General features: G+C 58.4%; 12 protein-coding genes, 2 pseudogenes and 1 other annotated feature. Of the genes and pseudogenes, 3 read left to right on the top strand and 11 right to left on the bottom strand.

Translation table 11 applies throughout. The features are described 5' to 3' along the window. Nucleotides 1–80 precede the first annotated feature (80 nt). The gene (locus G5S35_RS23645) at nt 81–1,376 is read right to left on the bottom strand and encodes an MFS transporter (RefSeq protein ID WP_080180495.1); all 1,296 of its coding nucleotides are present in this window, start codon (nt 1,374–1,376) and stop codon (nt 81–83) included. Nucleotides 1,377–1,663: 287 nt separating this feature from the next. On the opposite strand from G5S35_RS23645, the gene G5S35_RS23640 reads away from it, so the two are divergent. From G5S35_RS23640 to G5S35_RS23630, 3 genes and pseudogenes are all read left to right on the top strand, one after another. Then, the gene (locus G5S35_RS23640) at nt 1,664–2,470 is read left to right on the top strand and encodes an IclR family transcriptional regulator (protein WP_074983688.1); all 807 of its coding nucleotides are present in this window, start codon (nt 1,664–1,666) and stop codon (nt 2,468–2,470) included. Nucleotides 2,471–2,563: 93 nt separating this feature from the next. Then, on the top strand, nt 2,564–3,892 hold the full coding sequence (locus G5S35_RS23635) for an NAD(P)/FAD-dependent oxidoreductase (RefSeq protein WP_110327383.1): 1,329 nt from the start codon (nt 2,564–2,566) through the stop codon (nt 3,890–3,892). Nucleotides 3,893–4,459: 567 nt separating this feature from the next. Continuing rightward, a pseudogene (locus G5S35_RS23630) lies at nt 4,460–4,697 on the top strand (transporter); the annotation flags it as partial. Between the two features lie 31 nt (nt 4,698–4,728). Here the strand turns inward: G5S35_RS23630 and G5S35_RS23625 are convergent. The 10 genes and pseudogenes from G5S35_RS23625 to G5S35_RS23585 form a co-directional block, all read right to left on the bottom strand. Continuing rightward, nucleotides 4,729–5,061 carry a DUF2867 domain-containing protein gene (locus tag G5S35_RS23625; protein ID WP_124263124.1) on the bottom strand — a complete coding sequence of 111 codons (333 nt, stop codon included), beginning with the start codon at nt 5,059–5,061 and terminating at the stop codon, nt 4,729–4,731. A 340-nt stretch (nt 5,062–5,401) separates the two neighbouring features. Beyond that, nucleotides 5,402–6,639 (bottom strand): IS3 family transposase gene (locus tag G5S35_RS23620; RefSeq protein WP_183038563.1). Its coding sequence is split into 2 segments (ribosomal slippage): nt 5,402–6,348 and nt 6,348–6,639, totalling 1,239 coding nucleotides; the frame shifts between segments, so codons are not numbered across the junction. Continuing rightward, nucleotides 6,242–6,358 (bottom strand) — a sequence feature (AL1L pseudoknot). It overlaps the preceding gene by 117 nt. A gap of 47 nt (nt 6,640–6,686) precedes the next feature. Further along, nucleotides 6,687–6,929, bottom strand: a complete 243-nt coding sequence (locus tag G5S35_RS23615; RefSeq protein WP_477644653.1) for a hypothetical protein — start codon at nt 6,927–6,929, stop codon at nt 6,687–6,689. After that, nucleotides 6,886–7,623, bottom strand: coding sequence for an RHS repeat protein (locus G5S35_RS23610; protein ID WP_183039753.1), 738 nt, complete (start codon nt 7,621–7,623; stop codon nt 6,886–6,888). The genes G5S35_RS23615 and G5S35_RS23610 overlap by 44 nt, the downstream gene beginning before the upstream one ends. 130 nt (nt 7,624–7,753) lie before the next feature. Continuing rightward, nucleotides 7,754–8,074, bottom strand: coding sequence for a hypothetical protein (locus tag G5S35_RS23605; protein ID WP_183039752.1), 321 nt, complete (start codon nt 8,072–8,074; stop codon nt 7,754–7,756). A 112-nt stretch (nt 8,075–8,186) separates the two neighbouring features. Beyond that, nucleotides 8,187–8,621 carry a hypothetical protein gene (locus G5S35_RS23600; protein ID WP_183039751.1) on the bottom strand — a complete coding sequence of 145 codons (435 nt, stop codon included), beginning with the start codon at nt 8,619–8,621 and terminating at the stop codon, nt 8,187–8,189. A 426-nt stretch (nt 8,622–9,047) separates the two neighbouring features. Next, nucleotides 9,048–9,404 (bottom strand): hypothetical protein, encoded by a 357-nt coding sequence (locus G5S35_RS23595; protein WP_183039750.1) that lies wholly within the window; start codon nt 9,402–9,404, stop codon nt 9,048–9,050. Between the two features lie 7 nt (nt 9,405–9,411). Next, nucleotides 9,412–9,876 (bottom strand): DUF3990 domain-containing protein, encoded by a 465-nt coding sequence (locus G5S35_RS40320; protein ID WP_420874550.1) that lies wholly within the window; start codon nt 9,874–9,876, stop codon nt 9,412–9,414. Then, nucleotides 9,862–10,041 (bottom strand): annotated as a pseudogene (locus G5S35_RS40315) (RHS repeat-associated core domain-containing protein); the annotation flags it as partial. The gene G5S35_RS40320 and the pseudogene G5S35_RS40315, both read right to left, overlap by 15 nt. 115 nt (nt 10,042–10,156) lie before the next feature. Next, on the bottom strand, nt 10,157–12,040 hold the full coding sequence (locus G5S35_RS23585) for a DUF6531 domain-containing protein (protein WP_183039748.1): 1,884 nt from the start codon (nt 12,038–12,040) through the stop codon (nt 10,157–10,159). Nucleotides 12,041–12,125: the final 85 nt, after the last annotated feature.

The raw sequence follows: 12,125 nt of genomic DNA, 5'->3' as shown, positions 1-12,125 counted from the left end.
ATAAGTTAAATGTCTGTCGACTGGATCGACACGTGTCCCGCTTGATCTGCCGGGCGGGTTTGATGCGTGACGGCGCGCGGTCAAACCTCGCCTTCGCGAATGATTTCCTTGCCGCGCGTTTCGGGCAACGTCCACAGCGCTGCTGTCGACAGCAGCGCGAGGCAGATGCCCACAACCATCATCGACCAGCCCAGGCCGTAGCGGCTTGCCATGAAGCCGATCAACATCGGGCCGAACGCGGCGATGCCGCGGCCCACGTTATAGGTAAAACCCACGCCTGCACCGCGAATGACCGTCGGGAACTGTTCCGCGAGAATGGCGCCCAGGCCGCCCGCGACCGACGAAATGCTCATCCCCACGAGGAACACCAGCACATAGCCGAGGCCAGGCGACTGGACCGGCGTGTAGAGAAACGCGAAGACGCTGCAGATTGCAAAGATGAACGCACCGGTCTGCGTCGGACGCCGTCCGAAGCAATCGTGAAACCAGCCGCTCGATACGTAGCCGATGAAACCGCCGACGATCTGCACCAGCATGAACGTGGTCGTACCCGCGACATGCAAGCCGCGTTCGGTGGCGAGGTAGAGCGGCAGGAACGTCACGATCGCGTAGTAGTTGCCGTGCGCGCCGACAAGGAACACGGTGGCCGACAGCGTCGTGCGGCGCAGGTCGCGATGGAACAGCCGGGCGATGCTCGCGAAAGGACTGGCCGGCTTGTGCGCGCCGGCAGAACTGATGCGATCGCTGATGCCGCGTCGAACGAAGAAGATCGCGATGGCCGGCAGCAACCCAAGCACAAACAGCCAACGCCATGCATCGCCGGCGGGCACCATCGAAAATACGACGAAGTAAGCGATCGTCGATGCAGCCCAGCCAATCGAGTAGGCGCTCTGCATGAACGCCATCACGCGACCGCGGCTCTCGGCTTTGGCGTATTCAGACAGCAGCGCGACGCCGACCGGCCACTCCGCGCCGAAGCACAGCCCTTCCAGCGTGCGCCAGATCACCAGTTGCGTTGCGTTCTGCGCTGTCGCGGTCAGCGCGGTCGTCACGCTAAAACCGACCACCACCCAGACGAGCACCCGCGCGCGGCCGTAACGATCCGCCAGCGCGCCGCCGAACATGCCGCCGAGCGCCGACGCGACCAGACTGGCCGTCGAGATCGTGCCGCCGATACCGATCGAAAGATTCAGCGACGTGAGAATCGCGCCGAGTGCGAGCGCGAACATCGTGTGATCGAAACCGTCGAGACCCCAGCCCATCGCGGAAGCGATGACGACTTTGCGGTAGCGCGCCTTATCCACTGAAGCGGCTCCCTCGACGGCTACGGATTCGCGCTCGGGCGCTGCGTTGTCAAGCGAAAGCGACTGCTTCATCAAGAGCTCCTGTCGATTACGGCTATGCACCACCTTGCCGGTATCCGATCAGCGCGATATCGCGCGCCGCGTACGCCCGGCATCACGCATAGTGATCGCTGTTTCAGTCCCCGGCATCCGGTTCCGGACAACCTGGGATCCTGTTCACAGCGCGTGACGGGCCCGTCTCACTCGCTGGTCTGGTGAAAGCATCATGAAAAATCAAAAACGCCACGTCAAGAAAAATCTCACATCATGGTTCTTATTTGTGATAAGTTCTATATTATGGAACTTGAGGACGTTCGCTGATGACCCAAACTAATGGAAAACCCGGGGCTCAACTGATCGATCGGGTGGTCTTGATCCTCGATCTGGTCGCGAATGCCCGTGACGAAGGCATCACACTGAAGGACTTCTGCGATCTCACAGAGCTGAACAAGGCCACGTGTCACCGCATCCTGTCGACGCTCGTCGGACACAACCTGCTCGCGAAAGTCGACAAAGGGCGCCGCTATCGGCTCGGCACAAAGATGCTGGTGTACGGCGCGAAGGCGGCCAAGGGACCGGGGCTTCGCAGCCAGTGTCAACCGGCAATGCAGCGGCTTGCGCAGTTGACCGGCGAGACCGTCGTGTTGATGGCGCGCGACCAGGACGACTCGGTATGTATCGACCGCCTCGACGGCGAGTGCCTTGTGCAGACGTTGACCGGCGCGATCGGCGGCTACGTGCCGTTGGGCGTCGGGCCGGGCAGTCTGGCGATGCTGTCGTTTCTCGCGGACGACGAACGCGATGCAATCGTGGCGCGCAACCTGCCGCGCATCGGCACTTACGCCGGCATGACGGAAAAGCGTGTGCGAGAACTGATCGACGAAACGTCGACTCAGGGTTTCGCGCTCGATCGCGGCGAATTGCTGGTCGGCGTGGCGGGCGTGTCGGTGCCGATTTTCGCGGTGGAATCGGGGCCCGTGGCCTCGCTCGGCCTCACCTTCCTGTCGGCCCGGCTCACGCCGGAGTTGCTCGACAAATACGTGAATCTTCTCAAGGAAGAAGTCGGGCGCATCGCGCCCAATCTGAATCCGCTCGACCGGCGTTTAACGGCTCCGGGACGCGCGTAGCTTGACTAATCCAGCCCCACCAGCCGCGGCGCGCATGCGCACCGCGGCCGACGGTGCTTCTCCAATCTCAGAACAGAAATGAGGTGAGTTCGTATGGGTCCAGTGGTTGACGCGGTCGCGTCGTCGACGATGTTTCCCAGTGAAGCGGGCGTGGTGGTCGTGGGTGGCGGAATCGTGGGCGTGGCGACCGCGCTGTCGCTCGCGAGGCGCGGTGTGAACGCGGTCGTGCTCGAAAAAGGCATCATCGCGGGCGAGCAGTCCAGCCGTAACTGGGGCTGGTGCCGGCAAACCGGCCGCGATTTGCGCGAGCTGCCGCTGATTGTCGAAAGCATGCGCATGTGGGAAACCATGAACGTTGATACAGGCCGGGAAACCGGCTTTCGTCGCCACGGAATCCTGTACGCGTCGAAGTCGCAGGACAAGTTCGAGCGTCATCAGACGTGGGCCGAGGAAGCGCGCGCGCGCGGCATCGACACCCGGCTGTTGAGTCGCGACGAATTGCGCCGGCAGTTGCCGGTGCTGCCGGATTCGTGCGTCGGCGGCCTCTACACCGCCAGCGACGGTCGCGCGGAGCCACAGAAAGCGGCCTCCGCGATGGCGCAGGCAGCGATGGACCTCGGCGTCAATTTGCAGCAGCAATGCGCTGTGCGCGCAATCGAAACCGCCAACGGCGCCGTCACGCATGTGGTCACGGAGCAAGGGCGCATTCGCACCGATGCGGTCGTGGTGGCCGGGGGCGCCTGGTCGAGGCTGCTGCTAAAAGGCCTCGATACGCCGCTACCGCAGTTGAAAGTGCTGTCGAACGTGGTCCGGACGCGCCCGTTGTCGCTGCCGATCGAGCCATGCGTGAGCCTCGGCAGCGTAGCGTTTCGTCAGCGCCTGGACGGCGGCTGGACCGTCGCCACGTCGGCCGCCAATATCGCCGACGTGACGCCCGATTCGATCCGCTTCTTTCCGAAATTTCTACCCGCTTATCTGGTCGAGCGCGACTCGCTGAAAATGCGTTTCGGCCAACGTTTCATCGACGAAGCACTGCGCTGGCGCCCGGGCACATCGGATCGCCCTTCTATCTATGAAGCGATTCGCGTGCTCGATCCGCAGCCGCATCGACCGACGATCACTCGCATGCTGGACAACCTGAAGCGCGAAATTCCCGCGTTCGGAAAAGTCGAGGTGTCGCAAAGCTGGGCAGGTCTGATCGATACGATGCCCGACGCGATTCCGGTGATTTCGAAGGTCGACTCGCTGCGCGGCGTGGTCGTGGCGACGGGATTTTCCGGCCACGGTTTCGGCATCGCGCCTGCGGCGGGCGCGCTAGCGGCCGACCTGGTTTGCGGCGATACGCCGATCGTCGATCCATCGCCATTCCGGCTGTCGAGGTTTTCGGGAGCCGAGAAGGTGCGAGCACAGCACTGGTTGTAGCCAGGCAAGGGATTCGGGGACTGCCATTGTTCAACGAGCAGGCTGACGGCGCGGTGTCGATGCAGTGATATCGAAGCCGCGTGCGTACGATCCCGATCTGTATCTATCAAACATTATACCGATAATGTCTAACATTATTGGATGAAGAGTTAGATACTTAACGTTATACGTAATAATATTTATCCATCGGCATTGCCGAGCGAGGTCACGATGCCATCAGGGGCCGCTCGCGCGTTCCGACCACATAGCGCAATGTTCTCAGACGAATCTGAGATAACGCCTCCTATCGGTTTCGAAGATCGGCGCGCAGCTTGCGCGTTCCAGGAGACGGCGGCGATGAAGACCCGCAGAAAACGAAGATCCGCGCCATGCGGGGGTGCACGGAGCGAGTCCGTGCACCCCCGCATGCACGCAATACGGTGCGCAGCGCTGATCTCGGCTGGCGTCGTCATGGCCAGCCCATCGCAGGCCACCAAGATGGCGCTCGGCCGCCCGGTCGCCGGCACCAGCGTGCTGACGGGCATTGGCGAATACCGCCGGATGGGAGGATTCGGGGCATGGTCTTGGGTGGGTCTGGTCGCGGGCACCGTCCAGCAGCTCTGCGGACGACACCGGCCCGATTGCCGATCAGCTGAACGGCTTTCGCGGCCATGATTCTGCACTCGGTCCGATCATCACCTATGGCACGAAGATCGGCGGCAAGGTGCCGTTTTCCGCGAGCCTGCGCTGGATGCCGACCATCGCCAGCAAGAGTCGCCTGAACAGCACCGCGTCGGTGATGGCCACGGCCACGCTCGCGTTCTGACGCGAGTGGCGCGCTGCCCGGTCGGAAAGGGTTATTTACCGCTGCCGCCGCGCACCATCGCGTTGATGATCTCGGTGCCTGGATCTCGGGCGGCCGATGCTGCCGGATGTGCACTCAGGTGACGGTCTTTCGTCCCGGGCGAACACCCTCGAAATATTCTGGCACGTGGGCCCGTACGCAGCTCCGAATCGAGTCCGTCGATCAGCACATCGCCGCGACGCAGCAAGGTGTCCAGTGCCTTCTCGATAACCGTGCGGCTAGCACCAAGCCTGAGCCTCAACGCGGCGATCGTCCAGCCGGAACCATCAGACATTAAACGCTTGATCAGTTGTGCAACGGTTGCCTCGTCCTTTCGCTCTAGCACGGTGTCTCCCCGCTAATTATGTCCCGGTTCAATGCAGTTGCGAATCAAACATAGCACGGATTCCGCAGGACACAAGTCTTGCCGGAATAGCGACCAACGCCAGATGATATGCCCGCCGCCGGCGCTCCCTGGGCGTATCCATGCAGAACAGAGACATCAGATAGACCCCCACCCGGCCGCGGTCCCGGTTAAGGGACGGCGTTGGCGTGGCACCTTCAGACGAATCCTGCCTGCCCTGAAATTCATCTTCGAGCGTTCACGCGTATCCGTGCGAGCGGACCTAAAGGGAGCGCATGGCAACCGTACTGAACCGAGCCGGGAATCGTGGAGGCTATTGGGTTTAAGTTAAAGCAGGCGCATCCGCAGTATTTCTGAGTTGCCTGTAGTAGTTTGCCTCAGCTTCAGCGGGCGGGATATAGCCGAGCGGTTCCATCAGTCGATGATGATTGAACCAGGCCACCCATTGCAGCGTTGCCAGTTCGACGGATTCCTTCGTTTTCCACGGGGCGCGCCGATGAATCAGTTCCGTCTTGTACAGGCCGTTAATCGTTTCAGCCAGCGCGTTGTCATAGCTATCGCCACGGCTGCCGACCGAAGGCTCGATGCCCGCTTCGGCCAGACGTTCGCTGTAGCGAATGCTGACGTATTGGGACCCCCTGTCGGAATGGTGTATCAATGTCCCGTTCTCGCCTGGTTGCCGCGCATACAGCGCCTGTTCAAGTGCGTCCAGAACGAAGTCCGTGGTCATCGACGAACTGACTCGCCAGCCAACGATACGGCGAGCAAACACGTCGATCACGAACGCCACGTAAAGCCAGCCTTGCCATGTCGAAACGTACGTGAAGTCCGAAACCCAGAGCTGATTCGGCCGCTGCGCCTTGAATTGCCGGTTGACTCGGTCCAGCGGACGCGGTGCGCTTTTGTCGGCAATCGTGGTGCGAATGCGCTTGCCGCGAACCGCACCACGCAGACCTTGCAGCTTCATCAACCGACCGACCGTGCAGCGCGCGACCACAATGCCCTCGCGATTCATCTGCTTCCAGACCTTCGGCACACCATAGACCTGCATGTTGGCCTGCCAGACACGCCTGATCTCGGGTTGCAGAATCTCATCTCGTTTCGCGCGGGCGCAGCGTCTGGACGGATCGCGAAGCTGTGCCGCATGGCGTCGGTAGCCCGACGGGGCAATCCGCAAGACCTTGCCGATCGGCTCGACCCCAAAGGTGTCGCGATACTGATCGACGAAGGCCTTCAGGACTTGAAACGGCGGTCGAGCTCCGCCTGGGCGAAAAACGCGCTCGCGACCTTGAGAATCTCGTTGGCACGACGCAATTCCTTGACCTCGCGCTCCAGGGCCTTCAGCCGTTCGCGTTCGTCGGTGCTCACGCCATCACGCTCACCCTGGTCAACCTGGTCACGCTTGACCCATTCGTGCAGCGTCTGCGGCGTACAGCCGATCATCGGTGCAATCGATTCGACCGCCGCCCACATCGACGGATGTTCCCTACGTTGCTCGCGCACCAGACGCACTGCGCGCTCGCGGACTTCCGGGGAAAACTTGGTTGCCTTCTTGTTCATGGCTCCATTCTCTCAAGAGTTGGAGCCTCCACCAAACCCGGCTCGGTTCACTTGCCGATTCGTCGCCCGAGTGCATCGTAATGGTAGGTCGTGCGGTACCCACCTTCACTCCCCTGTCCTGATGCTTGGACCATCCGGCCTTCGTCGTCGTAGACGAAGTCCTGCGCCTGGCCATCACGCACCTGACGCGTCAGGTGCCCGAAACCATCGTAGATATAGGCAGTTTCCCGGAAGCGGCTGAGCAGGTTATCCAGCATCGCGCTGGCACCGTTGTCGCGCGTCGCGTCGATCAGGTTGTCTGCGGCGTCGTACAGATAACTCTCGTTCAGCCCCTGTGCCCGTCATCCGTCCCATCGAATCGTACGCGTACTGTACGGCGTGCCGTGACTGTCTGCCGCCCTGCAGCGCAACCTCATACAGGTTGCCGGTGCGATCGTACTGATAGGTCGCGCCAAGCGCTGCGTTGCCACTCGTCCCTGTGCGGGCCGAGAGCTCGCTCAGTCGCGAGGCCGTACGTCCACGATAGTCGTATGTGGTCTGACAAACGCGCGGTCCTTGTGTGCGCTGCACTTCGCGGTGAGCGGCGTCGCGCTCAAAATCGCTGAGTGTTTCGCCATCGAAGTTGATCTGATGGGTGTGTCCAGATCCGTAATAGAGCGTGGCCAGACGCTGACCATAGGGAAACAGACACTCCGTTACATTTCCGAGCTCGTCGTACAGTGACGCGGAACGACGCCCGTCCACGAGATAGCTAGGCACAGACGGACAATCGATGCGAAGCGACACGCCCTGAATAAAGTTCGTGCAGCGCACCGGCTTTCCGTCGCGGCTCAGCGTGCCCATCAATGAGTACATCCGTACGGCACGCGGATGCGGAGCGAGCCTTTGGCTCAAGCTGAGGTGATTGCCCTTCGCGATTTTTACGGTCAAGCCACCGGCACCGTCATCGCAAATGGGAACCTCGATCTTCTCCGTACGTTCCATGGACGCCTTTCTGACAATTGATTAGCATGCCGAAATGCATTAAGTAGATCACCGGAGATCGATGCCAGGAATCAGAAAATTCTGATCCGCGCAGACAAAGACATTGTGCCGCGATTCATCACGGGCAATGTCATGAGATTTGTATGGCGGGCTTTCGCTGAAAATATTGCGAGCTGGATTTTCGGAACAACAGATAGAGAACTACGCAGGAGATGAGGAACGAGGGGATGAGCAACTGATACAGGGACGGTGGATAGTCCATGACCGCCACCGCAATTTCAAAGACGAATGCCACGACGTAAAGCGATCTCGCCCATCGGAGCGCGCGCAAAATACCGATGCCGACGGTAATCTTCATTATCCCGGACAACGCCGCTGCCGTGCCCTGCGCCCAGATGGGAAGGTGAAACACTTCAATCAGCGATGGCTCCGACTGGGTGGCAAATTCCATAGCGTAGTATGCGGATGCCACCATACAGAGCCCATTAAACAGAATCATCAGCCACGACACGATACGCAGTTTTAACGGCACCGTAAAATTATACAATCCAGTGATAAATACGCTAAACGTCACCTGCTTTTACGGAGGACGGCAATCGAATATCCTTAAAAATAAAAGATTTCGAATCATCCCAATTTACACCATTATCAAAAAATCTCGACAATCTGTTTTCAATCTTCTTTGGATCTCCAATCATTTCAGCCAATTCATAATGATATATTAGACCCAGATCTTTTTCCGAAGAGAGTTGCTCCTTTATGATCTTTTTACCCTCAACGGAATAGTCCTCGCTCAATTCGACCAAATCCGCACCTATGCTTCCTGGACCATCAATCCTCAAACTCAGCATACGTTTATCGATAGGTCGCTGATTATGGTGAACCTTACTCGCATCAATCTTTTCTATCATAATTGGCCTTAATTTATTTTCCGCAACAAAAACGGAAAACAAAGTGGTGACAGAATTTAAATCGATACCCCCAAATCCCGCTCTCATTCTTTATGTCAAAAAATTGCATCAGATGATTTCGCCGCATCTGTGCAAGAGTAAACAAGTTCTGTCTAATTTTTACATTAAATACCGCGCCTTCTTCCCACATTATTTTCTTTAGCATCCTGAACCCCCATTGCCTGTTGTCGATCCCTTTGATTTGGCCGCCAAATGCTCATCGGCCGCAGCCAAATAGGCGTCTCGATTTCCATTTCTCATTCCAATGGGATTCTGCTTGTTCGAAGTACTGTCTAAACCCCCATAACTTTCGAACGCACGCTGCTCCAGTCCGCGTGCCACACTCTTACCTGCCTGGCCTTCGCCTCCGTAGATTGCCTCTGGCGCAACATCAAAATGTCCTGTACTGGGGTAACGATACTTCAACACATCTTCCGCTGAATGACCCAACTCAGCGAGAACAGAGACCATGCTTTATGAACCAAGCCAAACAAAGCTTTCCTTGGCGAGGCCATGTTCTGCTCTGTAGCTACGATCCCATTCGAAATACCCGTCTGGTATCTCTGAACTCACACCTTTCTTCCAATATCCCTCACCATGAGCTATCAGCATGGCCCAGTGATATTCGATCTCGTGACTCAAGAGAAAAACACCCATGAAATCAGTCGGACATATATTTGTGATGGGTGAATTAAAAACAAGATTTGTCGCGTCTTGGTACGTTCTTCCAGCATATTTAACAATAACTGCCTTCACGACTTCCAGCCAAGTAGCGTAGTTAAAAATAACCTTATCAGATCCATCCTCGTCAAAGAATGAGATTCCATCCATGTAATCACTATCCACATCCACCCCCAACTTTGAACCTGTCAAAAACAGCCGCAGCCTTCTTTGTAAATATTGCGAACTGACTACCCCTTGCCAAGGGCCGAGCACCGCTACTCATCACCTGATGCACATTTCTAAGCATCGGCCCTTCGACTGCATCAAATGTGTGTGCAAGGGTACCTGCACGACCTTGCGTGACAAACTCCCCCCATTCCGAATTAGCAGAAGGGAAACTCTTGATATTCAGAGCCTCCAGCTCAGTGTTCGGAACGTTGAACTGAGTTACTGATGTGCCACGTCTTGCGGCCCATTCTGCGGCCTGATTTGCATCGGTGGTTACATAAAAACCGCCTTGTCCAGCCGGATTGAAATCCAAACCCATTCGTCCCATTGATGGGTCGATTGGCCCTTCTATATTTCCTGCGTGGAAAAACGTAGTTACATCCGTATCAGGAGACAGTCCCCACGGATCGATCCAGCTTATCGGGTTGGGCGCATATTGATAGAGGTTTAGACCACCTCCCAGTCCAATTGGATCCTCGCAGACAAACCGGCCACTGGCGGGATCATAGTACCGGAACGTGTTGTAGTGTAGTCCCGTTTCCTCGTCGGCATATTGACCGGCGTATCGCAGCGGCTCATCGAACGCCTTGTCGCTATTCCATTCTGAGCCCTTGTACGCTCCGAAGCCTGTGAATCTCGGCTCCCACACCACATCGCCCTGATCATCAGTGACGCTGTAGACCTGACCATTGTCATGCGCGTGGTGGTGCCAGATGGTCTTCTGGGTCCCGGCCCGCATTCCATCTTCCGCAGTGACCAGGGGTTGATCCACGCGCGCCATTGTAGACCTGACCATTGTCATGCGCGTGGTGATGCCAGATGGTCTTCTGGGTCCCGGCGCGCAATCCTTCTTCCGCAGTGACCAGGGGTTGATCCACGCGCGCCATTGGCCGATACGGCGAATCTGGCGAGTAGACGTAAGTGCGCACTGTCTCGCCACGCAGCACCTGCGCCATGCGCATGCCTTCCCAGACAAACCGTGTTTCTTCGGTTACCGGACTGCCGTCGTTGCCGGTCCGATGCGTCACCTTGCCGATTCGTCGCCCGAGTGCATCGTAATGGTAGGTCGTGCGGTACCCACCTTCACTCCCCTGTCCTGATGCCTGGACCATCCGGCCTTCGTCGTCGTAGACGAAGTCCTGCGCCTGGCCATCACGCGCCTGACGCGTCAGTTGCCCGAAACCATCGTAGATGTAGGCGGTTTCCCGGAAGCGGCTGAGCAGGTTATCCAGCATCGCGCTGGCACCGTTGTCGCGCGTCGCGTCGATCAGGTTGTCCGCGGCGTCGTACAGATAACTCTCGTTCAGCCCCTGTGCTTCGTCGTAGCTACGGTCGCGCACGCGGATGAGTTGCCCGTTGTCGTCGTAACCGTAGCGCGCCAGCATGCGGCGCTTGCCGTCGACACGATCAACCTGGGCCAGACGACCGTTCTGATGCTTGAGCTCAAGCACAACCTCGGCGTCGTTGGACACTTCAATGAGCGTGCCCTCATGGTTACGGCGGAACGCGATGAAGTGTCCGAACTTGTCCTCGATGCGCTCCAGCACGTGCCGTCCGTTGATCGGTTCCGGACTGAAGGCGTAGTAGATTTCATCCAGACCATTCAGGACGTAGCGGCCGTCGAACGCGTGAGAAAGGTAGAGTTGCTCGAACGGGTTGTACTGGTATTCGCCAACGGGAAGGTCGTCGAAGCCAACTTCCCTTCCCTGAAAACTCACATACTCCAGGCCGCGCTCACTACGCTTCAGATGGATGTCCCAGTTGTGCTGCAAGCCACGTCCGAGCATGCCGCCCGTATCGATTGCGTTGGAGTAGGAGCGCGAGCCGCCGAGTGGGAGCATTCCGGGGACACTGAAATCCACCTCGTTCATCAACAGCTTCTGTCCGGTCGGCACATGAACCGGATTGCCAAAAAGCCCGCCTATTGCTTCAGAAACTTTTCCGCCAACGTAGATCCCCGCTACCTGGCCGGCGATGTATTTCAGCGCGCACGGCCCGGTCGCCTTCATGCCGTTCTGCAGTGCGCCTCTAAGTCCACCGGCAATGCCTGCGACCATGAACAGAGCATCCTTAAACTTCACAGCCCATTCAGGAATCTCACTGGCGACCGCAATTTCGCAGGCCTTTTCGCTACCGAATAACACGTTCCCAGAGCCCCCCGCGACCGTCGCGCCACACTGAATATCGTCACCCTTGCGCAGCGCGACATGCTGGTTGACAAAGACCGTACTGGAGCCGCATGCCGCGAGTTCGAGCGGGGTGTCGCGATCGCAAGCAGCTGAGGCGAGCTGCGCCGGTACGGCCGCGCGTCCGTTAACAAAGACGTTCGCCGAACCGACGGTAATCTTGCCGGTGACACTCGTGAACATGCTGCCGATTTGCGTGGATATGTTCACTATCTGCTCGGCGGCCATACTCGCGAGGAAACCCGCGACGAAGCCAACCACGAACGGACACGCAAATGTCAGTGCCGCGACCGCGAAAATCAGCGCCGCTCCGAGGATGGCGCCGACGAGAAATCCCGCCAGGGCATTCGTATGCTGTATCTCGTCTCCAACGCGTGCCGCTTCAAACATCGTCGTTCCTCTGGATGCAAATCCTTAGTGCGCGGCGCCAGTGGCGGCGCCGTCCCGGCGCGGCCAGTGCCGCCGAATGAGTGGT

Source organism: Paraburkholderia tropica (assembly GCF_014171495.1).
Lineage (GTDB): Bacteria > Pseudomonadota > Gammaproteobacteria > Burkholderiales > Burkholderiaceae > Paraburkholderia > Paraburkholderia tropica.
Note: the sequence above shows the minus strand (reverse complement) of the source record. Positions and strands in the feature narration are given on the sequence as shown.

Coding starts and splice junctions, on each gene's coding strand:
- G5S35_RS23645 (WP_080180495.1), bottom strand. CDS start 1,376: ATGAAGCAGTCGCTTTCGCTTGACAACGCAGCGCCCGAGCGCGAATCC.
- G5S35_RS23640 (WP_074983688.1), top strand. CDS start 1,664: ATGACCCAAACTAATGGAAAACCCGGGGCTCAACTGATCGATCGGGTG.
- G5S35_RS23635 (WP_110327383.1), top strand. CDS start 2,564: ATGGGTCCAGTGGTTGACGCGGTCGCGTCGTCGACGATGTTTCCCAGT.
- G5S35_RS23610 (WP_183039753.1), bottom strand. CDS start 7,623: ATGGAACGTACGGAGAAGATCGAGGTTCCCATTTGCGATGACGGTGCC.
- G5S35_RS23605 (WP_183039752.1), bottom strand. CDS start 8,074: ATGGAATTTGCCACCCAGTCGGAGCCATCGCTGATTGAAGTGTTTCAC.
- G5S35_RS23600 (WP_183039751.1), bottom strand. CDS start 8,621: ATGAGAGCGGGATTTGGGGGTATCGATTTAAATTCTGTCACCACTTTG.
- G5S35_RS23595 (WP_183039750.1), bottom strand. CDS start 9,404: ATGGATGGAATCTCATTCTTTGACGAGGATGGATCTGATAAGGTTATT.
- G5S35_RS23585 (WP_183039748.1), bottom strand. CDS start 12,040: ATGTTTGAAGCGGCACGCGTTGGAGACGAGATACAGCATACGAATGCC.